General features: G+C 58.6%; 25 protein-coding genes and 1 pseudogene. 15 read left to right on the forward strand and 11 right to left on the reverse strand.

Annotated elements, in window-relative coordinates; all coding sequences use genetic code 11:
* Entirely contained in the window at positions 1-918 is a 918-nt protein-coding gene (locus tag ABJO75_RS18265) for an ABC transporter permease (RefSeq protein WP_348133466.1), read from the reverse strand.
* 66 nt (positions 919-984) lie between these two features.
* Positions 985-2,505 carry an ABC transporter substrate-binding protein gene (locus tag ABJO75_RS18270; protein ID WP_348133464.1) on the reverse strand — a complete coding sequence of 507 codons (1,521 nt, stop codon included), beginning with the start codon at positions 2,503-2,505 and terminating at the stop codon, positions 985-987.
* A 761-nt stretch (positions 2,506-3,266) separates the two neighbouring features.
* On the opposite strand from ABJO75_RS18270, the gene ABJO75_RS18275 reads away from it, so the two are divergent.
* Entirely contained in the window at positions 3,267-5,321 is a 2,055-nt protein-coding gene (locus ABJO75_RS18275; RefSeq protein WP_348133461.1) for a hypothetical protein, read from the forward strand.
* Positions 5,322-5,500: 179 nt separating this feature from the next.
* Here the strand turns inward: ABJO75_RS18275 and ABJO75_RS18280 are convergent, their stop codons facing one another.
* The 5 genes from ABJO75_RS18280 to ABJO75_RS18300 are packed head-to-tail and all read right to left on the reverse strand — an operon-like array spanning position 5,501 to position 8,338.
* Entirely contained in the window at positions 5,501-6,505 is a 1,005-nt protein-coding gene (locus ABJO75_RS18280) for a TonB family protein (RefSeq protein ID WP_348133458.1), read from the reverse strand.
* Positions 6,502-6,879: a biopolymer transporter ExbD gene (locus ABJO75_RS18285; RefSeq protein WP_348133455.1), complete on the reverse strand. Its 378-nt coding sequence runs from the start codon at positions 6,877-6,879 to the stop codon at positions 6,502-6,504. The genes ABJO75_RS18280 and ABJO75_RS18285 overlap by 4 nt, the downstream gene beginning before the upstream one ends.
* Positions 6,880-6,883: 4 nt before the next feature.
* Complete coding sequence (locus ABJO75_RS18290; RefSeq protein ID WP_348133453.1) at positions 6,884-7,210, reverse strand: biopolymer transporter ExbD; 327 nt, start codon at positions 7,208-7,210, stop codon at positions 6,884-6,886.
* A gap of 31 nt (positions 7,211-7,241) precedes the next feature.
* Positions 7,242-7,907 (reverse strand): MotA/TolQ/ExbB proton channel family protein, encoded by a 666-nt coding sequence (locus tag ABJO75_RS18295; protein WP_348133450.1) that lies wholly within the window; start codon positions 7,905-7,907, stop codon positions 7,242-7,244.
* Entirely contained in the window at positions 7,904-8,338 is a 435-nt protein-coding gene (locus ABJO75_RS18300; protein WP_348133448.1) for a hypothetical protein, read from the reverse strand. Before ABJO75_RS18300 ends, ABJO75_RS18295 begins: the two co-directional genes overlap by 4 nt.
* Positions 8,339-8,643: 305 nt before the next feature.
* Here ABJO75_RS18300 and ABJO75_RS18305 point away from each other — a divergent pair, with 305 nt between their 5' ends.
* From ABJO75_RS18305 to ABJO75_RS18315, 3 genes and pseudogenes are all read left to right on the forward strand, one after another.
* The gene (locus ABJO75_RS18305; protein ID WP_348133445.1) at positions 8,644-8,835 is read left to right on the forward strand and encodes an SDR family NAD(P)-dependent oxidoreductase; all 192 of its coding nucleotides are present in this window, start codon (positions 8,644-8,646) and stop codon (positions 8,833-8,835) included.
* Between the two features lie 45 nt (positions 8,836-8,880).
* Positions 8,881-9,030, forward strand: a complete 150-nt coding sequence (locus tag ABJO75_RS18310; protein ID WP_348133442.1) for an SDR family oxidoreductase — start codon at positions 8,881-8,883, stop codon at positions 9,028-9,030.
* A gap of 121 nt (positions 9,031-9,151) precedes the next feature.
* Positions 9,152-10,020 (forward strand): annotated as a pseudogene (locus ABJO75_RS18315) (3-keto-5-aminohexanoate cleavage protein).
* A 55-nt stretch (positions 10,021-10,075) separates the two neighbouring features.
* On the opposite strand, the gene ABJO75_RS18320 reads toward ABJO75_RS18315, so the two are convergent.
* Positions 10,076-10,507 (reverse strand): NUDIX domain-containing protein, encoded by a 432-nt coding sequence (locus ABJO75_RS18320; protein WP_348413761.1) that lies wholly within the window; start codon positions 10,505-10,507, stop codon positions 10,076-10,078.
* A gap of 219 nt (positions 10,508-10,726) precedes the next feature.
* Here ABJO75_RS18320 and ABJO75_RS18325 point away from each other — a divergent pair, with 219 nt between their 5' ends.
* From ABJO75_RS18325 to ABJO75_RS18350, 6 genes are all read left to right on the forward strand, one after another.
* On the forward strand, positions 10,727-10,912 hold the full coding sequence (locus ABJO75_RS18325; RefSeq protein WP_348133439.1) for a ribbon-helix-helix protein, CopG family: 186 nt from the start codon (positions 10,727-10,729) through the stop codon (positions 10,910-10,912).
* Positions 10,912-12,435 carry a CHAD domain-containing protein gene (locus tag ABJO75_RS18330; protein WP_348133436.1) on the forward strand — a complete coding sequence of 508 codons (1,524 nt, stop codon included), beginning with the start codon at positions 10,912-10,914 and terminating at the stop codon, positions 12,433-12,435. The genes ABJO75_RS18325 and ABJO75_RS18330 overlap by 1 nt, the downstream gene beginning before the upstream one ends.
* Entirely contained in the window at positions 12,432-13,175 is a 744-nt protein-coding gene (locus ABJO75_RS18335; RefSeq protein ID WP_348133433.1) for an AAA family ATPase, read from the forward strand. Before ABJO75_RS18330 ends, ABJO75_RS18335 begins: the two co-directional genes overlap by 4 nt.
* On the forward strand, positions 13,175-13,657 hold the full coding sequence (locus ABJO75_RS18340; protein WP_348133430.1) for a CYTH domain-containing protein: 483 nt from the start codon (positions 13,175-13,177) through the stop codon (positions 13,655-13,657). Before ABJO75_RS18335 ends, ABJO75_RS18340 begins: the two co-directional genes overlap by 1 nt.
* 146 nt (positions 13,658-13,803) lie before the next feature.
* Positions 13,804-14,934 (forward strand): efflux RND transporter periplasmic adaptor subunit, encoded by a 1,131-nt coding sequence (locus tag ABJO75_RS18345; protein WP_348133427.1) that lies wholly within the window; start codon positions 13,804-13,806, stop codon positions 14,932-14,934.
* Positions 14,931-18,020, forward strand: a complete 3,090-nt coding sequence (locus ABJO75_RS18350) for an efflux RND transporter permease subunit (protein ID WP_348133424.1) — start codon at positions 14,931-14,933, stop codon at positions 18,018-18,020. Before ABJO75_RS18345 ends, ABJO75_RS18350 begins: the two co-directional genes overlap by 4 nt.
* Positions 18,021-18,104: 84 nt before the next feature.
* On the opposite strand, the gene ABJO75_RS18355 is transcribed toward ABJO75_RS18350, so the two are convergent.
* Positions 18,105-18,389 carry a DUF2218 domain-containing protein gene (locus ABJO75_RS18355; RefSeq protein ID WP_348133965.1) on the reverse strand — a complete coding sequence of 95 codons (285 nt, stop codon included), beginning with the start codon at positions 18,387-18,389 and terminating at the stop codon, positions 18,105-18,107.
* 139 nt (positions 18,390-18,528) lie between these two features.
* Here ABJO75_RS18355 and ABJO75_RS18360 point away from each other — a divergent pair, with 139 nt between their 5' ends.
* From ABJO75_RS18360 to ABJO75_RS18380, 5 genes are all read left to right on the forward strand, one after another.
* Positions 18,529-19,428: a siderophore ABC transporter substrate-binding protein gene (locus ABJO75_RS18360; RefSeq protein WP_348133421.1), complete on the forward strand. Its 900-nt coding sequence runs from the start codon at positions 18,529-18,531 to the stop codon at positions 19,426-19,428.
* Between the two features lie 7 nt (positions 19,429-19,435).
* Entirely contained in the window at positions 19,436-20,383 is a 948-nt protein-coding gene (locus ABJO75_RS18365; protein WP_348133418.1) for an iron chelate uptake ABC transporter family permease subunit, read from the forward strand.
* Positions 20,376-21,317 carry an iron chelate uptake ABC transporter family permease subunit gene (locus ABJO75_RS18370; protein WP_348133416.1) on the forward strand — a complete coding sequence of 314 codons (942 nt, stop codon included), beginning with the start codon at positions 20,376-20,378 and terminating at the stop codon, positions 21,315-21,317. Before ABJO75_RS18365 ends, ABJO75_RS18370 begins: the two co-directional genes overlap by 8 nt.
* Positions 21,314-22,066 (forward strand): ATP-binding cassette domain-containing protein, encoded by a 753-nt coding sequence (locus ABJO75_RS18375; RefSeq protein ID WP_348133413.1) that lies wholly within the window; start codon positions 21,314-21,316, stop codon positions 22,064-22,066. The genes ABJO75_RS18370 and ABJO75_RS18375 overlap by 4 nt, the downstream gene beginning before the upstream one ends.
* A 127-nt stretch (positions 22,067-22,193) precedes the next feature.
* Positions 22,194-24,137: a TonB-dependent receptor gene (locus ABJO75_RS18380; RefSeq protein WP_348133411.1), complete on the forward strand. Its 1,944-nt coding sequence runs from the start codon at positions 22,194-22,196 to the stop codon at positions 24,135-24,137.
* Positions 24,138-24,224: 87 nt separating this feature from the next.
* On the opposite strand, the gene ABJO75_RS18385 is transcribed toward ABJO75_RS18380, so the two are convergent.
* Both ABJO75_RS18385 and ABJO75_RS18390 read right to left on the reverse strand, forming a co-directional pair.
* Positions 24,225-24,995 carry an SDR family oxidoreductase gene (locus tag ABJO75_RS18385; protein WP_348133410.1) on the reverse strand — a complete coding sequence of 257 codons (771 nt, stop codon included), beginning with the start codon at positions 24,993-24,995 and terminating at the stop codon, positions 24,225-24,227.
* Positions 24,995-26,026, reverse strand: a complete 1,032-nt coding sequence (locus tag ABJO75_RS18390; protein ID WP_348133407.1) for an alcohol dehydrogenase catalytic domain-containing protein — start codon at positions 26,024-26,026, stop codon at positions 24,995-24,997. The genes ABJO75_RS18385 and ABJO75_RS18390 overlap by 1 nt, the downstream gene beginning before the upstream one ends.

The raw sequence follows: 26,026 nt of genomic DNA on the forward strand, positions 1-26,026 counted from the left end.
TCAACCAGCCCTCATGCGTGGATCAAGCCATGCATTGAGCACGTCTGACAGGAAGGTAAACACGATGTAGAACAAAGAAAATACGAGGATCAGCGCCTGCACCGTTGGCAAATCGTTGCGTGCAATGCTCTCCCACGCCAGATACCCCGCGCCGTGCAACGCAAAGATGCTCTCGACCACGATGGAGCCGCCAAGCATGAAACCCATCTGCACTGCGGCAAGGCTGACCACCGGGATGATCGCGTTGCGCAGGGCATGTTTGAAAAGCACCCGACCCTCGGATGCGCCCTTGGCCCGTGCCGTGCGGATGTAATCGGATGATAGCACGTCCAGCATCCCGGCGCGCGTCAACCGCATGATCGCGGGCATCGCGTAATAGCCCAGAACGATGGTCGGCATCACGAAATGCGCCCATGTTGCCGTACCCGATGGCGGCAGCCAGCCGAGCTGAATGGCAAAGACCACAATCAGGATCAGCCCAAACCAAAAGGACGGCATCGCCTGACCCGCAACCGACAGGAACAGCGCCACCCGGTCGATGATCGAATTGGGCCGGATTGCCGCCGCCACGCCCAACGGAACAGCGGTCAACAGCGCAAAGGAGATGCCGCAGACGCCCAGCAACATGGTGATCTGCAACCTGTCAGCGATGAGGCTGGCCACCGGCAATTTGAAATAGTAACTTTCGCCCAGATCTCCGGTCAGCGCACCGGACAGCCACTCCCAGTATTGCACGAACATCGGCCGATCAAAGCCATAGAGCCTGCGGATCGCTTCCACGTCCTGATCACTGGCGGTTTCCCCCGCCAGCGCCGCCGCCGGATCGCCCGACAAAAACAGCAGCGAAAAGCTGATGATCGACACGGTCAGGGCCACCAGCAAGGCCAATCCGAGACGTTTCAGGATGAATTGCAACACGCGCGCACAGCCCCTTTTTGCGAGGGTCAAAGGGCGCGATCACGCCCTTTGACAAGCTTGGTCGCCCTAGTTCCAGCGCATTGTGGTAAACCGCAACACTTCGTCAGGTGTCGGGGTGTAGGTGACATCGTTGTTAAAGACGTAGTTGGTGTTGTAGCTGAACATCGGCACCCAATATGCCTCATCAGCGATTTTCTTGAGCGCCTTGGAATAGTATTCCTTGCGCGTCTCGGGATCGGTCGAACTGTCCGCAATATCGAGCCATTCCTTGACTTCTTCATCGCGCGCATCATCCAGTGAGCCGAGTTTGAAGAACTGGCTGGTGATCGCCGAGGTATCGTTGATCGAGTAGCTGCCCCATGTCTGGAACGACACCGGCGTGCCTTCTTTCATCCGCAATTCCCGCAGCGCAGAGTATTGCAGCATGTTAAAGTTGGTTTCGATCCCTACCGCGTTCAGGAAGGACGAAATCGCCTCGGCATAGTCGCGGTTCCGATAGGCATAGAAATCGGTAGCGAACCCATCCGGGTATCCCGCCTCGGCCAACAGCGCCTTGGCCTTTTCAGGGTCGTACTCATAGCTGGTCACATCCTGCTCGCAGCCGAACTGGCTCGGGAAACAAGCCGAGGAAATAACCTGGCTCTTGCCTTTGAGCAGTGCGCCGACCAGCGCCTCGCGGTCGATGGCATGTGCGACAGCCTGACGAACCGCCAACTTGGTGAACGGGTTGGCCTCTCCGGTGCGTCCGGCGGCATCCAGTGTCAGATACCCGATCCGCATGGTGCTTTCATTGGCGACGGTGAAATTATCCATCGTTGCCAGTTTCTCGGCCTGATCCGCAGGTGTCTGCCAGATCAGGTCCAGCGTACCGTTGAACAGTTCGGCAATCTGGGTGTTCACATCCGGGATGGTGCGAATATCCACCTTGCCGATTTCGGGCTGCCCCTTGGGGCTGTCATGGTAATTCTCGTTCTTTTCCAGCACGAAATGCGCGCCCGGGACGACCTCGACAACCTTGTAAGGGCCGGTGCCGACCGGTTTCAGCCCCATGCCGCTGGGTCCGGCTTCGGCGTAATATTCGTTCGGATACATCGAAACTGGGCCAGACAGGAATTCGATGGCGGCCGGAAATGCCTCTTTCAGCATGATCCGTACAGTATAGTCATCGATCTTTTCCGCGGACTTCATCCAGTTCACATTACGCTGTGTCTTGACGCCATTGGCCTCGTCGGCAACGAAATTCACCGTAAAGACCACATCGTCCGCATTGAACGGTTCGCCATTATGGAACGTGACGCCTTCGCGCAGCTTGAATTCGATCGTGGTGTCGTCGATCCACTCCCAATCGGTGGCAAGGTTGCCGATGTATTCGTTGGTTTCGGGGTCACGATAGACCAGCCCGTCCCAAACCGCCCGTTGCAACACGACACCTTCGCGGGACGAGTTGAAATAGCTGTCGACGTTTTCCAGTTCCTTGGTAAAGGCCACGTTCAGCGTATCATCCGCCTTGCCAGCCCAGCCAGCGCTGGCAGTGGCGGCGGCTAGCACGGCTCCGAGAACGGTCCGTTTCAGAAGTTTATCAGTCATGTCAGCTCCCACGTTGTCGAGGCCGGATTCAAACGTCCGGTCCTTGGTCATAAGGCACCGTAGACTGGCCTGACGCATGCCTGCAAGGCAGACCTTTGGAAAACCCCACGCACCGGACCGACCGCTCGCGAAATGAACAAACAAGACGCAAAGAATATTTGCGTCGTATTTCCGCCCCCCCCCTGATCCCAAGTCCTCGCAACAGCCTTGTCTTCACACCAAGCCTGATGGCGTACCGGGACCAACCCGTGAGCCATGCGATTTTCCGCGTGAGGTCATGGATTCCATGCCTACGCGATTGGGGGGGTGTATGTTATAGTGCCTACACAACTGAAGGGACTGGGCCGTTCCTGGGACATTGGACTCGGAACCATGGCTATATTTAGACGAGCTATAAGCTGCCAATTTGCAGCGCCTGTTTCTTCAGAAAATTGATCTACTGGCTATGCATCGGGACTGGCAACAAGTCTGCCCTGCCCGAACTAGGATTTAATATGGCCGAGCAACTGTTTCCTTGCACCTTGGTGTGGGGGTTCGTCTTTCACGACGGCTGACATCAGAAAAACAGTCCAACGACCAACGATGATGGAGTGCTGACGGGCAGCCATCACACGTGGGATTCCGTCGGTGTGTCCATCATGCACTGAAGGCAAACACCTTTGGCGCACAGAAGGAGACGGGCTGGACCAATTTCAGGTCTGGCTTGAAACGGAGCGATCCCTACGGGGGTTGTTTCATCAACCATATTGGAGAAATAAATCATGAAACTTTTTGCATTTCTGCGTTCGACTGCGGCTGGTTTTGAGACCGAAGCCGAGGACATCATCGAACTGACCGTGGCAGAAGCGACTGCAGTCATCGGCGGCATGCCACCCCCAGACCCTGCACAGGCCTACGACGAAGGTGACGAGGGCGACGAAGCCAATGAAGGCAACGAAGACGACGAAGGAAACGAAGGGAACGAGGCCAACGAAGGCAACGAGCCGCATCTGTTTGATGAAGGTAACGAAGGCAACGAACCAGCCGACCCCGACTTTGCTGGCAACGAGAATGACGAAGGCAACGAGGGTAACGAAGGAAACGAAGGAAACGAACCGCATCTGTTCGACGAAGGGAACGAAGGAAACGAGGCGATCGACCCCGACTTTAACGGCAATGAAGGTGATGAAGGAAACGAAGGCGACGAATACGACGACGGGTTCGAAGGCGACGAAGGTAACGAAAGCAACGAAGGCGACGAAGGGAACGAAGGGAACGAGGGAGTCGAAGGAAACGAAGGAAACGAAGATAACGAAGGCGACGAACACAACGAAGGCGACGAGGATAACGAAGGCAACGAATCCCTTTTCGACTTCGAGGATGAAGGCAACGAAAACAACGAAGGAAACGAAGGAAACGAAGGCGGCGAAGGTGACGAAGGCGACGAAAACAACGAAGGGTTCGAAGGCGACGAAGGCGACGAGGGCGACGAGGGAGGCGACGAAGGTAACGAAGGCAACGAGCGCGACGAAGGCAACGAAGCCAACGAAGGCAACGAGAATAACGAAGGTAACGAAAGCGACGAAGGCGACGAGCACAACGAAGGCGACGAGGATAACGAAGGCAACGAAAGCATCTTTGACTTCGAAGACGAAGGTAACGAAAGCAACGAAGGAAACGAAGGCGACGAAGGCGGCGAAGGCGACGAAGGCGACGAGGACAACGAAGACGACGAGCACGACGAGCACAACGAAGGCGATGAAGGCAACGAAGGAAATGAAATCCACGACGAGGGCGATGAAGGAAACGAGAACGACGAAGGAAATGAAGGTAACGAAGGTAACGAAGGTAACGAACCGCACCTCTTCGATGAGGGAAATGAGGGCAACGAGCCGATTGACCCCGATTTCTCCGGTAACGAGGGCGATGAAGGAAATGAAGGCGACGAAGCCAACGAAGGCAACGAACCTCATCTGTTCGACGAGGGCAACGAGGGCAACGAACCGTCCGATCCCGATCTCGTAGGCGCCGATGAAGGCGACGAAGGTAACGAAGGTGACGAAGCCAACGAAGGCAACGAGGGCAGCGAAGCCTCGAGCGTCGATGAAGGCGACGAAGGAAACGAAGGCGACGAGCCGGGCCTCGATGAAGGCAACGAGGGTAACGAAGGCGACGAGCCGGGCCTTGATGAAGGTAACGAGGGCAACGAAGGCGATGAGCCGGGCCTCGATGAAGGCAATGAGGGCAACGAAGGTAACGAGCCGGGCGCCGATGAAGGTAACGAAGGAAACGAAGGCAACGAGCCGGGCGCCGACGAAGGTAACGAAGGCAACGAAACTGGCGGTGGCGTCAATGACGAAGGCAATGAAGGTGACGAAGGCAACGAGCCGGGCGACACCACTGATGAAGGCAATGAGGGCAACGAAGGCAACGAGCCCGGTGACACCACCGACGAAGGCAACGAAGGCAACGAAGGAAACGAACCCGGCCTCGACGAAGGTAACGAGGGTAACGAGGGTGACGAACCTGGTCTCGACGAAGGCAACGAAGGCAACGAAGGCGATGAGCCGGGCCTCGACGAAGGCGACGAAGGCAATGAAGCCGACAATGAAGGGACCGAAGGTAACGAAGGCAATGAGGGTGACGAAGGCGACGAGCCTGCACCTGCTGCCGGATTTGCCTGTGGCGCCGATGGCGGCTCTGACGAGACCGATGCCTGTGGCACCGACGCCTGCGCAGTTGATGCGGGTGGTGCGTCAGGGGGCGGCGAAGATGCCGACGATCTGTTCGGCGCCGATCTCGCTGGCGGCCTGGATGACCTTGATCCCGGCATGTAAGGCAATACCGGGATAAGCGAATTTGCAGGGCGGTAAGCCTATCGCCCTGCGGGTCCAATCCCACTATAATATTTCAAATGAGGGCCCGGTTTTTCGAAACCGGGCCCTCATGCTGGAAAATCATTTCAGTTCACATCGCTCCGTAGAAACGTCTGCATTCGGCGCATCGACCTCTCCACTCACCGGTTCCGGTAAACAAAGGTCAGCTGTCTGCTGGCGCCATCTGGCGGGCGCGGGAATGGTGCGGCTTTTCGAACCTGCGCTATGGCCGCCTGTTCAATCTCTTGCGATCCGCTGCTGTCAACGATCCCCACCCGCGCCAATGTTCCATCTGCATTAATTACAAAATGAACCCACGCGGCCCCATGAGCCGGCGTTCGGACTGTCAGTGTACGGTTCAGGTGAACCAGCACGCGACCGGCATAGTTGGTGACAGCCGAATTCCCCGAGCCGCCGGATTCAAGAAACCCCGACCCGCCATTCTGACTGACGATCAGGTTGGTATCGCCCCTAACATGCGCAGCCAGCGGGGACTCGATCAGAGGTGGCGACAACAGTTCGCTGAATTCATTCGAGCTGTCACTCTGCGGTGCAACCGGCTGGCGCTCGGGAAGGCGTGGGCGTGGCGAGGTAACGACCGCCAGTTCTGAACGATCAGGTTCGGGCGCCACTGGCTCTTGTCCCTCAGGTTCAGGTTCGGCTGCGAGTTCCGGCGTATCGGGTTCGATCGGTTCACTCTCAGCCGGTGCGACAGGCTCTGACGGCGGCGGCAAGACGGCAGCCTCTTGTGGCGGATCAGGCTGCTGCGCTGTATCCGCGGGAGGTTCCGGTGGCGCCTGAGGCGCAACAGGCTCGGCTATCTCGCCCGGAGAACCCTGCGGTGCAAAGACCTGTTCCGGCGTCGGGGACGCGACAAGTGCATCTGATGTCGTGACCTCCGAGAGTTCAGGTTCCGGCGCGGGTTCGACTGGCGTTTCGGGTGCCTGGGCCGGTTCAGGCGGTACGGGTTCAGATACCGCTTCGGCAACATCTTCAAACGCATTACCCAACGCCACTACGTCGGAAGCGCCATCCTTGGCGGATGGTTCCTCTGGTCTGCCCGACGTGAGCCCCACACCGAGAAAGTGGATCAACAGCGAAATCAGAACTGCCGCTGTTGCGATGGCGGCGGACTGTCGGATCATTCCAACGACCGCTCCGTGACAAGGATCACCGACGGCGCGCCAAGGCGGCGAAGGCTGCCCGTGACTTCAATCAGGCGAGGTCCTGAAACATCGCGATCCGGCACGATCCGCACCGGCCCCTCAGGATGGCCGGCCATATAGGTTGTCGGGTCGGTCGAATTCCCGCGAAAACTCAGCGCTCCGTCCGCGTGAAGCACCAGCGCGTTGGGCGGCTCGCGCCCCTCAAGACCAGCCGTATCGACAAGCTTCAGATCCGGATCGAGCGGCGACGCCACGGTCCCTGCGATCAGGAAAAAGATCAGCATCAGAAAAATGACATTGATCATCGCGATGGTCGCGTCGCGTGGTTTGCGTGGGGTGGCGGGACGGATCATCTGCCTACTCCAGCACCGTAACGGTCAAACCGTCACGCCCACGCATTCTTACCAGCAGGTCTACCACATGCTGTGCCGTGGCATCGGCATCCAGACTGACCAGAACCTTCCCTGTTTCGACCTGCGCGGCAAGTTCGTCGAGCGTGATCGACGCGCCATTCAAGGTTAGCCGGTCCGCGCCAAGCTGCACAAAAACCCGCTCGGACGTGGTCTGCGACGTCGCGGCGCCACCGGTTGCCTGACTCAGCTCGATCTCGCCAAAACTCGAGAACGTCGAAGACAGCATGAAGAACAGCAAAAGTAGAAAGATCACGTCAATGAGCGGAGTCATCGACATTCGTCGCCTTACAAAGGGCGCGGTGTTACGCATGGGATTGCGCGGGCGCAGCGTTCCCTGACCCGACGACCGCGAGATCAGGTTGCCCCGGCGCCAATACGGTGCGCAGCGCCTTATCCGCAAAGACCCGCTCTCGCGCGGTCCGGCTTTCGAACCACGCCAAAACCATCGACGTCGGCATCGCCACCGCCAGGCCAACCGCCGTGGTCATCAGGGCGACCCAGATACCACCAGCCAGTAAAGAAGGATCGACGGTGGAACCCGCCGATTGCAGGCTTTGAAACGCCTCGATCATGCCGAGAACCGTACCAAACAGGCCCAGCAACGGGGCGAGTTGGGCGACCGTATCAAGAAAGCGAAAACCGCGCTCAAGCCCGGCGAGCGCCAATCCCGCTTCGGCGTCAAGCCGCCCTTCGAGACCCGCTTGTTCGGTCGCGTCCATCGCCGACCCCAAAAGCGGGGCGAGGTAACTGCGGCTTTGTGTCAGACGCGCGCGTGCGCGTTGTCGATCACCACCATCCCAAGCCTCCAGCGCCTCGGAAAGTACCCGGTGGCGTCCGACCCCAGACACTGCAAACTGCCACAACTTGTAGAGCGTGACGCCAAACGCAAGCACCGACATCACGAAGAGGATCGCGACAACCGGGCCACCAAGCGCAAATATTCCGAGCAACGCATCAATCGGGTTCATCCGAGCAACTCCACCGCGTTGCGGCTTGAGAGCGAGAGCGCCTTGTCGCAAACCTCGTTCTCGGTACCTTCGACAATGCACGAACTTGCACCATTGATCAGCGCCTGACCCACGGTCTCACAGGCGATCTCGGGCACTTCGAACTGGCGCACTCTTGGACGCGCAGCCGGAAGATCACGGAAATTGAAGAGCGACAGGCTCACCACACCACCGGACGTGTCGAAAATAACTGTCTCAAACACGGCCTTGTCGATCTCCAGCCCGGTTTGGTTGTTCACCAGGAACGTCAACCGGCAGGCCCCGCCCATGTCCTGAACGGCGTTTAGCTCAAGAGACAGGGTTTGAGGGGCGCTCTCGGCAGACTGTGCCAGCGACAGACCTGGCATGGCGCCAGCCAACAGAACGCCAAATGCGAGACGACGAAACGACATGGGCGGGTTCCTTTTTGTGCAACGCCAGGCAATGACGCCACGACCCGGCTCGCCAAGCCCCATATCGCAGAAAAAAAGCAAGCGAAAGGATCGCCGACATCATTGTGATCAAGGCTGACGCAACACCGATTTCCTGCGCGGTGATTTCATGCCGAAGGCGGGCGGGTTTCTGCCACCGGACCATGCGATATTCATCTCTTAATCAGGACGTCCATTTGTACCAGCGCACCCGCTAGTCACTTGCCAAGCCGCTCCTCCTCAGGATTTCCAGCCGCGTGATCTCTCCGAGTTGAAAGGAACACAGGATGACGGTGCAGGACGTGCACATGCAACTTCCCGGACTGGAAGGGTTAAGAGTGGCGATCACGGCAGGTGGCTCTGGGCTCGGCCTTGCCATTGCACGCGCAGTGCAGGCCCAAGGCGCGCGTCTCGCGATTTGCGATGTGGATCAGGCCCCTCTGGACAGTGCTGCAGCAGAACTGGGCGCGCTGCATTGATGTCTGCCTGACCGGGCGCGTCAGACCGGGGTCAGCCATGCTGAAATGAAGGACGACTATATCAGCCGTATTTCCTTGCGGCGCATGACGCCGCCTCAGGACGTTGCCGATATGGCGGCATTTTTGATCTCGGATGCGGGGCGCAACCTGTCAGGCCAGTCGTTCCCGGTTGATGGACATGTCGAGGCGCTCTGAGCGCCGAACATGCCCATCCAAACAAAAAATATAGACGCGAATTCCAGGGGAGACTGACACGAGCGGACCAGACAAGGTGATCATAACCTGCGCGGTGACCGGAGCGATCCACACGCCCTCGATGACGCCCCACCTGCCGATCACGCCGGATGAAATCGCCGAAGGAGCCATCGCAGCGGCCGAAGCCGGTGCCGCCATCCTGCATCTGCATGCGCGCGACCCTGAGACCGGCAAACCGGACCAGACCCCCGAGGCATTTGGCGGGTTTCTGCCGCGGATCAAGCAAGCAACCGCCGCAGTCGTCAATATAACGACCGGCGGCTCGCCCTATATGACTGTTGCCGAGCGCGCGAAACCCGCCGCGCAGTGGCAGCCCGAGGTGGACTCGCTTAACATGGGATCAATGAACTTCGGGTTCTTTCCGCTTCTTGGAAAATACAGGATTTCAAATTCGAATGGGAACGCGAGCATTTGGAAAGGTCTCGCGATCTGGTGTTCCGCAATTCGTTTCAGGACATCGAGTACATGCTGGAAACCTGCTATGGAAATGGCACCAGGTTCGAGTTTGAATGCTATGACATTTCGCATCTCTACAACCTCGCACATTTTGCGGATCGCGGCCTGGTTAAGCCTCCGTTCTTTGTGCAGTCGGTGTTCGGTCTGCTTGGCGGCATCGGCACGCATCCCGAGGATGTCATGCACATGAAACGAACCGCTGCCCGATTGTTTGGCAAGGATTTTCGCTGGTCAGTCCTCGGCGCGGGTGCGAGCCAGTTCCGGGTCGCTACGCAGGCGGTCGCGATGGGTGCGAACATCCGCGTCGGGCTTGAGGACGGCATCTGGATTTCACGCGGCAAGCTCGCACAGACCAATGCGGAACAGGTTCTCAAGTCGCGCGCCCTCATCGAAGGATTGGGCCTTGAAGTCGCAACACCCGACGAAGCTCGCGAGATGCTGGCGCTCAAGGGCGGTGATCAGGTGAAATTCTGACGCGCACGTCGCTGCGGTTGAGGGGATCCAGCCACCGTCTGGATTAAGACCCGTCTCAGCCGTGCGCGCGCAACAGCCTTCTGACCGTCGGCTCGGATTGCAGCGAGAGTATGATCCTTTGCAGCTCCCGTTCGTGAACCACACGCGCCGCCTTTTTCAATGTGAACCAGCGGCGTTTTCTTTCGCCGCCTTCCTTCCACCGTTTCAGCACCGTCTCGACGAACATCGGATAGAGGATGACGCGATACGCAGCCTTTCCGGCGAACGCGTATCGGCCAATCGGTCTGTCGGCCATGCAGCCGCACACACCTGCCTCTTCACGGGCTTCGATTTCAGCAGCTTTGCGGCGCGACTTGCCGTCCATCTCGGAGCCCTTGGGTGGCAGCCAACGGCCAGAACCACGCGACGTCACAAGCAGAACCTCGACCCTGTTTCGCTTGTTGAGGCGAACAGGTAAAGCTGCGACTTGGGACTTCATTCGGGACATATGTTCGCGTTCGCTCCTGTTGCTGCACAAGATACTGCGTTTACTCTGGCACGATACCTCGAACCCCTCAAGAGCTTTGACAAAGCGCGCACAACCCGTGGTTCACGCGACAGGGTTGTTGACGGACTGGCCCACCACGCCCCCCCCTTTACGACGCGGCAGGGGTTGATCTTGAAACGATGTCATGACACTTTGACGTCACATTACAAGGTAAACAAAATGGCCAAGGCAGAAAAGCGCGGCACCGAGGCAGAAAGCGACGATAAACGAAACACGTCGCTGCGACTTAGCAAGAAAACCCTGAAGGCGCTGAAAATCCGTGCCATAGAAGAAGAAACAAGCGTTCAGAAAATCGTTGAGCAGCTTATCGAGGCCTATCTCAAGACCTCGCGAAAGAAGGACTGATGACCCAGACAGATTGCTATTACTTGCCCGCAAGAGCGGCGAGTGACTTGCCAAAGATCGACTTTGGCAAACTTACCCCGGTCGTGACTGGTGTCGAACCGCACCAGGGCTTTCAGTTGTTCGATACCTTTGACGATGAACTGTGCGGCTCTGGACAATTGCTTTGCGCCGTTGATGGAAGTCTGGAACTTCTGACTGCGGATGAGGGGATTCTGAACCAACCTTCCGATCGCAACGGACCCTTTGTTGCCGATCTGGCAGACGGCCCGGTAAAGGCCAAACTGGCTGATGTGTCGCCATTGCGTGCCTTGTTGCCTGTTGGCGCCGGCGAAATACAAGAAGCCCGGCTGGCACTCGTGGACGAAGAACGCAAAACCCGGGTTCGTGCCAACCTGCGGTTTCTGACCACAGAACAGGGCGGGTCTGCCGCGCTGATAATGCTGCAGGGACTTCGCGGCTATGACAAGGCGCTCGATCAGGCGCGTAAACATATCATCGCCGACGGCGGAGCACCCCTAGAGGACGGGTCGATCTATGCATCGCTCTTTCCCGACCGCGCCAGCTATAGGGCGAAACCCGAAATCGTTTTTGGGCGTGATGAAGCGGCCTTTGATGCCGCCAACATCATAATCAACGCGTATCTGCCCATCGCCAAGGCGAACGAGCACGGCATCATCGCCGATCATGACATCGAGTTTCTGCACGACTACCGCATCGCATTTCGGAAAATCCGTTCTGTGCTCAGCCTGTTTTCCGGAGTTTACAGCGAAAAAGCGACTGAGAAGCTGAAAACCCGATTTTCCGAAATGATGGAACCGACAGGACGCCTGCGCGATCTCGATGTCTATCTGGCCGAAAAAGACAAGTTCTATGCTCTGCTTCCGCATTCACTGCACCCGGGTCTTGACCAGCTGTTCGCCATGTTCGCCGACCAGCGTAAGGACGCTCAGGCCAAGCTGAAAAGCCGACTGGAAAGCAAGCAATATCGGCAGGAAATGAACGATCTTGCCGGGTTGTTCGCAAAGCGCAAAAAGATCAAACGTGGCCCCGATGCCGACCGTCCGGCACTGAACTACTCGCGTGCCTTGATCTGGAAACGGTATCGCAAGGTCTGCAAGATCGCCGCTGGAATCGATGCAAAGACCGAAGATGCCGAAGTTCACCGGTTGCGCATCCAATGCAAGAAGCTGCGTTATCTCATGGAGTTTTTTGGCCCGGTATTCCCGAAGGCCGAGTTTCTCAGCGTTTTGAAACCACTGAAGCGGCTTCAAGATAACCTCGGGCTGTTCAACGACTATTCGGTTCAGCAGGACAGCCTGCGCGCGCTGCTCGACGAACTGGGTCGCGAGCCGGAAAAGCAGAACCTCGAAATCGCGCAAAGCGTCGGGGCGCTTATCGTGGTGCTGCACCGCAAGCAGCTGGAGGAGCGCGCCAAGGTGATGAAAAGTTTCGCCAAATTCAACAGCAAGACCACCCGGGACACGTTTCGCGCCCTGTTCCATGACGTAAAGGGCAAGAAATGAAGATCATCGCCTGCTATTCCAACAAAGGCGGCGTCGGCAAGACCGCAGCCGCCGTAAATCTCTCGTACGCGTTTGCCGCTGCTGGATCCCGGACACTCATGTGTGACCTCGATCCGCAGGGAGCATCCAGCTACTATTTCCGGGTCAAGGCCTCCAAAAAACTGCAGGATGCCAGCTTTTTCAAGGATGTAGAGCGGTTTACCGGGGCGATCCGGGCCAGTGACTTTGACAATCTGGATATTCTGCCCGCCAACCTGAGTTTTCGCGATTTTGATATTTTTCTGTCGCGCATGAAGAACAGCCGGTCGCGGCTCAAGAAGGCGCTCAAGGCCGGGGGCAGCGAATACGATACGATTATTCTGGACTGTCCGCCGAACATCTCGACCCTCTCGGAAAACGTGTTTCGTGCCGCTGATTGCATCGTCGTGCCGGTGATCCCGACCACCTTGTCGGAGCATACCTTCGAACAGTTGCTCGACTTCTTCCGCGCCAATAAACTCGACCGTAAAAAGATCCTGGCGTTTTTCTCGATGGTTCAGCGCACAAAGAAGCTGCACCGCGAGACAGCAGACCGTATGCGGAAAAAACACCCCAAACGGTTTCTGGACACCAGCATTCCGTTCACATCCGAGATCGAAAAGATGGGCATCCATCGCGCGCCGGTGGCCACGTTCGCAGACACCCACTCTGCTGCAAAAGCCTATCGCAATCTTCATGCCAACGTGGTGGACCATCTCTGATGAGCACGGGAACCGAAGTCGAAAGAAAGTTCCTCGTCGCGAGCCTGCCCGATCTGGGTCAGGCTCGTGCCGTACAGATCCGGCAAGGCTATTTGACCAGCAAGCAGGACACGGTTGAAATCCGCCTGCGCCAGAAAGGCGACACCTATCTGACCACTCTGAAAAAGGGGGCCGGGCTGGAGCGTATCGAGTGCGAAGCGGAGATTTCACAGGACCATTTCGACCTGTTCTGGCCAGCCACCGAAGGGCGGCGCGTTGAAAAGACCCGTTGGACCGGCACCCTTGAGAGTGGCAGCGTGTTCGAGCTTGATATCTTTGACGGCAGGCTCGCCCCTCTCACGCTGGTCGAGGTTGAGTTTGACAATGTTGCCGGTGCGGCAGCGTTTCAACCTCCGCCGTGGTTCGGTCGTGATGTCACCGACGACGCGCGCTATTCCAATGCGAGCTTGGCTGCAGCTGGCCCCCCGGCTGACGGCGAGTAGTTCACGTTTCGGTTAGCGCGTCTTTAACCGGCACCTCGGGTAGAGTATGCCCAGCCAACAAGTAGAACGTAAATCGAACCCCTAGGGTAACGTGAACTGGAGTTGCCATTTTTTGGTGCTGCTTTACGTTGCCTGCGAAGGTCGGCATGCCGTCGAACCACAATTTCGGATACCCCGTGCCTCTCTGGAAACAGTTCCTGATCCTCTGCCTGCTCGCCGCCATTGGCTATGGTGGGTATGAAGGCTTTCAACGCTATACGAACGTAACCGCAGACGTCAGCGGCGGGACGCAAGGTAAGTCCCGGACCGCCGTCGTAGAACTGGCCAAGGCCGAGAGCCGGACCCTCAGCCAGACGGTCGAGGCCGTCGGCACCACGCGCGCCCGCCAGTCGGTCGAAATCGTGCCCCAGGCCGAGGGCCGCATCGTCGAGATGAACTTTGCCGCAGGCGAACTGGTACAGGAAGGCGCCGTTCTGGTGCGACTCGACGACACCATCGAGCGCGCCAATTTGACAGAGGCCGAGGCCCGACTGCGCGAGCGTGGAAAAGTATTCGAGCGGATGACCCAACTCAGCAGCACCAATGCCGTTGCCGAGGCCGCGCTGGAAGATTCTATTGCCCGCTTGGCCGAGGCAAAGGCGGAACTTGACCGCGCGCGCCAGCATCTGAACGAACGCAGCATTCGCGCCCCTTTTTCGGGGATTGTTGGTCTTGCCGAAATCGACCGGGGCGCACGGGCCGCAACCGGCACCGTCATCACCCGGCTGGATGATCTGTCAGAGGTTGAAGTCGAATTTTCACTGCCCGAGAACCTGTTTGCCGTTGTCGAAGTCGGCCAGCAGTTGCTTGCCACGGGCATCGCCTTCCCGGATCAAAGCTTTACCGGGCAGATCGACGCCGTGGACAGCCGCATTGACCCCGTCAGCCGATCCTTTCGAACCCGTGCCATTATTCCGAACCCCGATGGCGTGCTACCTGCAGGCATGTTCATGGCGCTTGAACTGACGCTTTCGCAGGCGGAGCATGTCGTGGTTCCCGAAGAGGCGATCATATTTCAGGCTGCTGAAACCTATGTGTTCAGCGTTCAGGAGGGCATCGCCAAACGCGTCCGTGTGACCACCGGGCAACGACGCGACGGCATGGTCGCGGTTGTCAAAGGCCTTGAGGCCGGTGCCGATGTCGTGGTGCGCGGTCTGCACCGGGTTCATGATGGCAATGCGGTCGAAGTCCTGAACGGATCAGATACCAGGCCCCAGCCGGACGGGGCCGATTCATGACGCTATCCGATATCTCGGTCCGCCGCCCCGTTTTGGCCGCCGTGGCGAGCCTGTTGCTGATCGTGTTCGGTATCGGGGCCTTGCGTGATATCCCAGTGCGGGAACTACCGGATGTCGACAATGCCGTTGTCACGATCACCACCTATTACAATGGTGCCGCACCCGAAGTTATCGACACCGATATCACTGAAACGGTCGAAGGTGCGGTCGCCTCGATATCGGGAATCCGCTCTATCAGTTCGGAAAGCAGGCAAGGCAGATCGCGGGTTACCATCGAATTCGAAGTTGGCCGGGATATTGACGTTGCCGCCAATGATGTCCGCGACGCCGTGGGACGGGTGCGCGACGACCTTCCAGAAGAAGCAGACATTCCCGAGGTCGAGAAAAGCGATGCGGATGCGGACCCGGTGATGCGACTGGCCGTCACCTCCGACAGGATGACCACGGCCGAAATCACCGACTATGTGGATCGATTCATTGCCGATCGGCTGGCGACGCTGGACGGTGTTGCCAGCCTTCGGATCTATGGCGAGCGGTCCTTTGCGGTGCGTATCTGGCTTGACCGCCGCGCATTGGCGGCGCGCAGGCTGACGGTCGCCGATGTGGAACAGGCCCTTCGTCGAAACAACGTGGAACTGCCCGCCGGAGAAGTCACATCGCGCAACCGGCAACTGACTGTTCGGCTGAACAGCCGATTGAAAAGCGTCGATGATTTCCGCGAAGTGGTTCTCGACCGGGTCGCAGGCTATCCGGTGCGGCTGCGCGATGTTGCGCGGGTCGAACCGGGGGTGGCCGATGACTCCACCATCGCTCGCAGCGACGGAAAGGATGCCGTTGGGGTCGCCGTCCAACGCCAGAGCCAGTCCAACACCTTGCGGATTTCCAATGCCGTCCGCGCCGAAATCGACCTGCTGCGCCCAACGCTGCCCGAGGGTATGGAGATCAACGTCGGGTCTGATGATGCGTTGTTTGTCGGCGCGTCGATCCGCGAGGTGGTTCAGGCGCTGTTTATCTCGCTGGGACTGGTGGTTCTGGTCATCCTGCTGTTTCTGCGCAGCGTGCGTGCCACGCTAATCCCCGCGATCACTATTCCCGTATCTTTGCTTGGCGTTTTCGTGTTGATCGGTGTCTGGGGTTTTTCAATGAATACCCTCACGCTGCTGGCGCTGCTGCTGGCCATCGGGCTGGTGGTGGATGACGCCATCGTGGTTCTGGAAAACATCCAGCGTCGGATCGAAAACGGCGAAAGCCCGACGGTTGCAAGCCTCAGAGGCGCGCGGCAGGTGACTTTTGCAGTCCTCGCGACTTCGGTGACTCTCATTGCGGTCTTTATCCCGCTTTCTTTCATGCCAGGTCAGGTCGGGCGGCTGTTCATCGAATTTGGCTGGGTGATGGCCGGAACGGTGGCAATCTCAACATTCGTAGCGCTGACCGCCTGCCCTGCCCTCGCGTCGAAGATCCTGAGCAAGAGAACCGTGGTTCCGGGCCAATCCTCTGACGAGCCGCGTGGATGGATACAGCGCTCTTATGCCGGGCTTCTGACCCGGATGCTGAACATGCCGCTTGTCGTGCTGGCGGTGGCCGTTGCGGTGACCGGGGGTGCGGCGTTGTTCTTTGAAACGCTCCCCCGAGAGTTGGCCCCGCGCGAGGATCGTGGTGTCGGTTTCGTGCCACTGACCGCCCCGCAGGGCAGCACGGTAGAGTACTCGGATCTCGCGGCCCAGCAAGTCGAAGAGATCCTTCGACCGCTGCGGGACGAAGGCGTGATCGAAAGCGTGTTCACCTTCTCCGGTTCGGGAAACCGGGCCTGGCGCGCCTTTGTGGTGTTTCGTCTTGCCCCTTGGGAAGAGCGCATCATGCCGGTGGCCAAGGTTGTTCAAAGCATCGCGCCACAGATTGCCCGGCTGACGCTGGCGCGCGGATTTCCTGTTACGCCTGCGGGTCTGGGCCTGCGCGGCAACTCCACCCCGGTGCGCGTTGTCGTGAGCGGCCCGGATTTTGACAGCGTCAAGGACTGGGCCACAGCGCTGCTTGAACAGGCCGAGACGATCGAGGGGTTGGCCAACCCCGAAATCAACTTTGAACAAAACCTGCCCCAGCTTGAGGTTAACATCGACCGCGAACGCGCCGATGATCTTGGTATCTCTGTCGATACCGTCGCCAACACCATGCAAACGATGCTTGCCTCGCGGCAGGTTACCACCTTCGTCAGCAGAGGACGTGAATATCCGGTCATCCTTCAGGCCGAGGAAAAAGACCGCCAATCTCCGTCGGATATCGACAACATCTTTATCCGTTCGGGCGATGGCGAAACGCTGGTGCCGTTGGGCGCGCTGGTATCGGTCACCGAAAACGCCGCGTCTCCGTCACTTCGGCGGTTTGATCGGTTGCCATCGGTACAATTGTCCGGCGCGCTGACTCCCGGCTCAGATCTGGGAAGCGTGTTGGCCGAGGTCGAAGCGGCGGCGGCCACCATATTACCCGCCGCTGGCAAGTTGGGGTACGAAGGCCAGTCGCGCACTTTCAAGGATACTTCGGCAGGGACGGGAATGGTGTTTGCCCTTTCGTTGCTGATCGTGTTCCTTGTGCTGGCCGCCCAGTTCGAGAGCTTTGTGCACCCGATCACCATCCTGTTGACCGTGCCGGCGGGCGTCGCCGGCGCGATCTATGCCATGGCACTGGGTGGGCTTTCCCTGAACATCTACAGCCAGATCGGTATCATCTTGCTGATCGGGCTGGTCGCCAAAAACGGAATCCTGATCGTTGAATTTGCCAATCAACTGCGCGACGAAGGCAAGACGACGCGCGAAGCCGTGATCCTGGCCGCCGTCTTGAGGTTGCGGCCGATTGTCATGACGGTGTTGTCCACGATCCTTGGCGCGCTGCCATTGGTTCTAGCAACCGGTGCTGGCGCCGAAAGCCGCAACGCGATTGGCACAGTGATCATTGCGGGTTTGGCCATGTCGTCCACGCTGATGCTCGTCGTGACTCCGGTTCTCTATGATCTGCTGGCGCGGTTTACCAAGCCGCGAGGTGCTGTGGAACGCGCCCTAGAACGCGAATTGCAAACAGCTTTGCCAGACTGAACGTCGGTTAACGCAGACAGGTTGGGCATCGGTCCAATTCGACATTATGTTGGTCAATCCGGGCTTTCTCAGATCACCATGGACCTACTGATCTGTCCAATCCAGTGCCGAGAAGTCCTCGCGAAACGCGAACCGTTTCAGATGATCTTCGACAATGTACCGGGCAACGCCCAAACCTTTTTCGTCCTCTGCCGTGACCACAACACTCAACCCTTCGGCATCCGCAACAAGAGTGGCGCGGCCCGGTGGTAGGTCGGCGTGACCCGATTTGTCATCGAATTCAACAGCGACCTTGTGGGCGAAATGCTTGCACAGCTGCTGCAGGTATTTCGAGCCGTTGGATGTTTCAAAGCGACTTTGTGACGACAGCATTCTGCATTCCTAATTCCGATTCTTTTACTATGGTAAAAACTTGACGCGCTGCGAACAACGGCCTATTGCGGCGCTCAACGTCAGTAGCCAACGCCAACAGCGTGAGCCAGCACATCTCTTAAAGTTGGACATGCCCTTGCGACTGCTACGATATTTGCCCTTGCTGTTGACCTTGTCCGCAACCGCCGCGATCTCGGACCCTGTCACGTTCAACACCGCAACCGGGTCGATGACATTGCAAGATCAGCCCCAGAGCATCGTGGCGCTCGACGTTGCAGCGATTGATACGCTGACGGCCCTCGGATCGAACCCGTCAGGCGTGGTGGCGCCGCTGTTTGTCGCCTATCTGGATGGGGCGACGACCGACTTGCCCGTGGTCGGGTCATTGTTCGAACCCGATTTCGAGGCGATTGCCGCACTGAGACCCGACCTAATCGTGGTTGGCGGTCGGTCGGCGGCCATGTCAGAGGCGCTGTCCGCGATTGCCCCGGTGGCCGATATGACCATCGGCACCGATACGATCGCGGATGGGTTGTCGCGGCTTGAGGCCTATGCTGCGCTCACCGGAACCCAAGAAGCCTCCGATGCGTTGCAGAGTGCCATCGCAGAGCGGCTTGACCAGGCGCGTGCGATGGTCGCGGATCGGGGCAACGCGCTGATCCTGATGACCAATGGCCCAAAGCTCTCGGTTTTTGGCCGGGACAGCCGGTTTGGATGGCTACACAACGACCTGAACTGGCCAGAGGCCGTAGAGAACGTTGCCGAGTCGCGCCATGGCGAAGCCGTGACATTTGAATACATCGCTGCTGCGGATCCGGACACGCTGATTGTCATTGATCGCGGGCAGGCCGTTGGTGACGGAGCCGAAACTGCGCAATCGACGCTGGACAACGAACTTGTTCACGGCACCAAGGCATGGAAATCGGATCGCGTCATCTATCTGGCGCCAGCTGAAACCTACATCGCAGCCGGCGGCGCCCAAGCGATGATACGCACTCTGGACGATCTGATCGCCGCGCTGGCCGCGTCGGCCTGATCCCTCCATGCGCTTGTGGGTCGGACTTGGTGTCGTGTGTCTCCTTGCGGGCGCATCGCTGTTTATTGGGGTCATTCCGCTGAGTCCGCGGGATCTTCTGACCGACCCCGAGGCACGCCGCTTGATCCTCACCAGCCGCCTACCCCGAACCCTCGCGGCGCTGCTGGCGGGTGCGGCACTGGCGATCACCGGGCAGATCATGCAGGTTCTGGCCCGCAACCGATTTGTCGAACCGATGACCGCAGGAGCCGGGCAAAGCGCAGCACTAGGAGTGCTGCTCGCGACATTGCTGATCCCGACCGCACCGATCTGGATCAAGATGGGGCTGGCGGGGGCAACTACGCTGGCCGGAAGTGTCGGATTGCTGATGCTGATCCGTCCGTTGCCGCCTGCGCAGCCCTTGTTGGTGCCGCTGGTTGCGTTGATCTATGGCGGGCTGATTGGGGCTGGGGTCACCTTTGTCGCCTATCAGGGCGACATGATGCAATACTTGCAGGTCTGGCTAACCGGTGAATTGTCCGGGGTTCTTAAGGGACGGTACGAATTACTCTGGGTCGCGGGGCTGGCGGCAGGGGCCACGTGGTTCATAGCCGGACGCATCACCTTGCTCAGCCTTGGCAACGATGTGGCGCGTGGCCTGGGGATCAACGTCAAACGCGTTACCGCTGCTGGATTGCTCGCGGTTTCGGTGGTCACGGCGATGGTCGTGGTGACATTGGGGGCCATCCCATTTGTCGGGCTGGTCGTGCCCAATCTCGTGGCGCGGAAAATGGGAGACAACTTGCCACAAACACTTCCCGTCACGGCGTTGACGGGGGCCGGACTGGTTCTTGCGGCGGACATCTGCGGGCGCACCATCCGGGCTCCGTTCGATGTGCCGGTAGCCTCGGTGATCGGCGTTGTCGGGGCTGTTCTGTTCCTGATCCTGCTCTATCGCGAACCCCGCCATGGATAAACGGCTTGTCGTGTTGACCGGGCTCCTCGTCCTCTCGTGCTTCGCGTTCATGACCTTCGATGCGGTCGGTTCGTGGGACTTTCTGTTTCCCTTTCGTCTGCGCCGCCTTGCGGCATTGTTGCTGGTCGGAGTTTGTCTTGCCACCGCCACGGTGCTGTTTCAGACCATCGCGGGCAATCGCATTCTGACGCCTTCCATCATCGGCTTTGACGCGCTTTATATAATGGTGCTGACGAGTATGGTTCACACCTTGGGGGCAGCGGGTTTTGCCGCAATACCGGCACCTGTCATGTTCGCTATAAATCTTGCCGGGATGACCGTCTTGGGCATGGTGTTGTTCGGTGTTCTCATGATTGGCGCCAAGAGCGACATGATCAAACTGGTGCTGACCGGGATCGTCATGGGAATCCTGCTCCGCTCACTGACCGATTTCCTGCAACGCATGATCGACCCCAATGAATATCAGATGGTACAGGCCGCCAGCTTTGCCCGCTTCACACATGTCGATCCGGGTTTGCTTGCCCTGACCGCAGTGGTGAGCCTCCCGGCCCTGGTGTTGGTTTGGCGGATGAGGTTCAGGCTGGATGTTCTCGCCCTCGGGACCGAGGTTTCGACAGGTCTGGGCGAAAACCCGCAACGCGGGCAAAAACAGGTCTTGGCCCTGGTCTGCGTTTTGGTTGCCTCTGCAACGGCGCTTGCGGGGCCATCGGGGTTATTTGGTTTGATAGTCACCGCACTGGCCTATCTTGTCGCGCCGGCCTCGCGTCACGCAGTGATTTTGCCCACTGCGGCGCTGGTTGCCTGCATTGTTCTGGTCGCAGGACAAACCGTGATGGAGCGGGTTCTTGACCTCTCCACGCCGCTCCCGGTTGTTGTCGAGATGCTCGGCGGGCTGGTGTTTCTATTCCTTGTTCTGCGGAGATATATCCGATGATTTCCATTCGCGGTGTCGGGCACACGATCCAGGGAAGGCCCATCCTTGAGGACATCAATCTGGAACTGCCACGCGGCGGTGTGACCGCGCTGATTGGTCCGAACGGAGCTGGCAAATCTACGTTGTTGTCGCTGGTTGCGCGGTTGCAGACGCTAAAGACCGGTACAATCATGGTCGATGATTTGCAGATCGGTGCCTGTTCGGATGCGGCGTTGGCGCGGGTGCTTGCGATCATGCCGCAATCGGCACACGTTTCGGCCCGGTTGCGTGTTGGCGAGGCCGTGATGATGGGGCGCTACCCGTGGCACCGGGGTCGCCCTGGTAAGCGCGACAGCGAAATTGTCGACGAAACGCTGGCGTTGTTTTCTCTGGAGCCGCTCGCGGACCAGTTTCTTGACGAGATTTCCGGTGGGCAACGGCAACGCGCGCTTGTGGCGATGGCCTATGCGCAAGAGACGGATTACCTGTTGCTTGATGAACCGCTCAACAACCTCGATATCGCCGCCTCGCGTCACCTGATGCGCCTGCTGCGCCAGATGGCTGATACCGGAAAGAAAAGCATCGTGATCGTGCTGCATGATATCAACTTTGCCGCTGCCTTTGCCGATCGTGTGCTGGTTATGCGCCACGGACGGATCGTGGCGGATGGCGCGTCAAATGCTGTGATTACACCGGATTTGATGTCTGATGTCTTCGAAACTGATGCAGAAGTGCACACACTTGGCGACAGACCAGTGGTGTTGGTGTGAAACTTGGCGCGAATACTTGACTAATTAACTAAGCTTACCTAGGCGGATGGCAACAGCCAGCATACTCCGTCGCACAAGCCACGGCCTGCCAGCCAATTCCAATATAATGAACGAGAGGGCAGGACACATGGTTCTGACAAGAAAGGCTGCATTGCTGGCATCCGTTGCCGCAATTTGCGCGTCCACAGTTTCGGCGCAAGAAGCATTCGAACTGGACGTTATCCGGGTCGAGGCCGATGAGGCGCAGGAAGCACTGGGCAACACGGAAATCACAACCGAAGAAATCCAGGCCCGGAACCCGTCCTCGATGGCGGAGGTGTTTGATGGTGAATCCGAAGTGATCTCAAGCGGTGGTGCGGCCATCGCCCAAAAGGTCCTGGTGCATGGTATCGAGGAAAGCCTTCTTGCCGTAACAATTGACGGTGCGCGGCAGAACAAATCTGCATTTCACCATACCGGGAACGTTCTGATGGACCCGTCCCTGTTGAAACAGGTCGATATCAGTTCGGGCCTCGCACCCGCAGACGCAGGGCCGGGTGCTTTGGCCGGTGTCATTGCATATGAAACAATCGATGCGCGCGATGTGTTGGAGGCGGGGCAAACCTTTGGCGGGCAGGCTACGGTGAGTTATGGTGACAACGGCGACAGCTTTCGGCGATCGCTGACCGTCTACGGGCAAAGCGGTGGGTTCGAGTACCTGTTGAACGGAGTCGCAACCACCGGTGACGACTACGAAGACGGTTCGGGCAACGTCGTCCCCGGTACGGAACCTGACCTGTCCGCAATCACGGGCAAATTCGCCTACACCACTGATGACGGCAAACGTTTCGAACTTGCGGCCAACCGCACCAAGGACAACGGCCTGCGCGCCATGCAAGAAGGGCCGGGAGGGCTGTATTTCGCACGCCCGGATTTTGCAGGCGTCGTGGGGCGCGACAGTGTCTATCTGCCAGCCCTGTCAGAACGCACATCCTACACCTTCACCTATACTGACGAGGCCCCCAGCGCTGCGTTTTCCCCGATGGTTCAGCTCAGCTATAACGAGCAGTATACCGAGGCAGGTGCAGCGGTCGGGACCAACGACAGCCTCAGCGGCAAGATCGAAAACGACTTTGCTCTGGGCAACGGCACTCTGACCGCCGGTGTCGACTTCTTCCACGACACCGCCACGCCCGAAGGTCCGTTGACGACACCAACGGGCAAGGAAACGCTGGATAACATCGGCATCTACGCCCAGATGCGTCAAGATATCGGCGACAGGTTGTCCCTGTCCTATGGCGGACGCATCGATTCGCAACGGTTCGAGCTCGCCGATGGAAGCGAATACAGCGATACCGGCGTCAGTCTGAACGCCCAGGCCGATGTCATCCTGACAGATACGCTGAGCTTTAACATCGGTGCCGCCTCCAGCTGGGGCGGATATGAGTTGAGCGAAGCGTCGTTGATCAACCTCGGCGGTGCCTGGGTCTATGGCACGCCAGAAGCCTCGCGCGGCAACAACGCGCGGATCGGGCTGCGCTATGAAAACGGTCCGTGGGAGGCCAGCGGCGCGTTGTTCTATACCAAGGTCAGCGACATCAATGACGTGCTGAGTGCAAGCAGGGATGTTGCTGATCTGACATCTCAGGGCATTGACGCCTCGCTTGGCTATTTTGGCGGGCGCGGCTTTGTGCGCGTCAACTATACCAATGCAGATGTCAAACTGGATGGTGAGCCAATCGGATCGACGGCCTATTACTATGGCCGCCCCGTCGGTGAGATTTTCGGAATTTCCGCTGGCTATGCCGTAACGCCAGACATTGCGATCGGTGGTACGGCAGAGATCGCGCTGAAGAACGACGAAACCGATGGCGTCAACGGGATGTCGTCGCTGCCCGGATACAGTGTGGTCAATGTTTATGCGACCTACACGCCACCATCCTACCAGAATGTCGAGTTCCGGCTGGATGTCCGCAACCTGTTTGACGAAACCTATGTGTCGCGTGGATCGGACGGTGCGGGTCTGTCCAACGTGGTTGCTCTGAATGAACCCGGACGAAGCGTGTTCCTGACCGCGTCGATCAAATTCTAGACATCCGAATGGGCGCAGGCATGTCTGCGCCCATTTTCAATCAGGATTGTACTGGCAAACGAAGTGAGCGGGGAATGCGGTCGCCGATTAGCGCCCCATCCATCCACCATCCACCAGCATCACATGCCCGTGCATATAGGCCGCCGCATCGGAGGCGAGGAACACAATCGGCCCTTTGAAATCGTCCGGCGTGCCCCATCGCCCTGCGGGTATCCGATCAAGGATCGACCTGGACCGCTCCGGATCGCCGCGCAACGCTACGGTATTGTCGGTGTTGATATACCCCGGCGCGATCGCATTGACGTTCACCCCACGGCCTGCCCATTCGTTGGCAAACGCCATGGTCAACTGTCCGATACCACCTTTTGAGGCGGCATAGCCCGGTACCGTGATCCCGCCCTGAAAGGTCAGCAGTGAGGCAGTGAAAATGATCTTTCCGCTGCCTCTTTCCACCATACCGGCGCCGATTTCACGGGTCAGTATGAATTGCGAGTTCAGGTTGACCTCGATCACCTCATCCCACATCTCGTCCGGGTGTTCCGCCGCGGGCTTGCGCAGAATTGTCCCGGCGTTGTTGACCAGAATATCAATCGGAGAATGCTCTTGCAGAACCTGCGCGGCAAACGCTTTGACTGCGGCGCGGTCTGAGAAATCGCAGGCATAGCCGGTGAACGTACGCCCCAGAGACGTTACCGCATCAGCCACTTCGGAGCCCGACGGAGACAGAGTGGCGCTCACCCCAATGATGTCGGCACCGGCCTCGGCCAAGGCTTCTGCCATGCCGCGTCCGATGCCGCGTTTGGCGCCTGTCACCAGCGCTGTCTTGCCGGTCAGATCGAATTTGTCACGTAGGGACATCACAGGTCCTCCGAGATGCGGATCATGGATTTCATGGCGTTCGTGTTTCGTGTCAGCGTCTCGAACGCGCCCTGAATATCATCCAGTCCCTGAATGTCGGTGATAAAGCTGTCGCAATCTACGACGCCCTTTGCAAGCAACGCCATGGCACCGTCGTAGTCTTGAGGCAGATACACCCGCGCACCGAGCAAATCCAGTTCGCGCCAAAAGAACTGAAACATGTCTATCTGCGGTTTGGTTGCATGAATGGCGACCATCACGATCCGTCCGCGCGTGGCGGCCGCAGCCGTCATGAGGTCAACGCCCGGCTGGCTGCCGGACACTTCGAACACCACATCCGCCCCTTTGCCGCCGGTAGCTTCATGGATCGTCTTTGCGACATCTGTCTCTTTCGGGTTCAGCGTGGTGAACCCGATCTTGTCGGCAAAGGCGAGCCGGTTTTCATTGATTTCCGATATTGTCACGTTTGCACCCACTTCGCGCGCAACCATCGCGACCAGCATCCCGATGGGGCCACCGCCGATGACCAGAACATCCTCGCCCGGTTGCACGTTCCCTCGCCGCACATCGTGCACGGCCACGGCAAGTGGTTCGATCAGGGCGGCATGGCTTAGGTCAAGGTCGTCAGGCAGAACGTGAAGCGTATGGGCCGGCACGTTCCATTTCTGCTGAAATGCCCCGTCGGAATCGATGCCGATGAATTTGAGGTTATGACAGATATGCTGATGCCCGGCATTGCAGGCAGGACAGTCGCCGCAATGATCCAGCGGGCGCACAACGATCCGCTGCCCGACAGACAGCCCCTGGACACCTTCGCCGAGCGCAGACACGACACCAGACATTTCGTGACCGATGGTGCGTTCAAACCCCACCCGCGGATCCATGTGCCCGAGATAGATGTGCAGATCGGTACCGCAAATGCCGCAATAGGCAACATCGATCTGAACCTCACCTGCGCCGGGGGGCTGGGTTTTTACAGCATCAATGGAAAAGTTCTTGTCGCCCCGATAAAAGGCCGCCTGATGTTTCAT

Source organism: Sedimentitalea sp., assembly GCF_039973035.1.
In the GTDB taxonomy this organism is placed as follows: domain Bacteria; phylum Pseudomonadota; class Alphaproteobacteria; order Rhodobacterales; family Rhodobacteraceae; genus Sedimentitalea.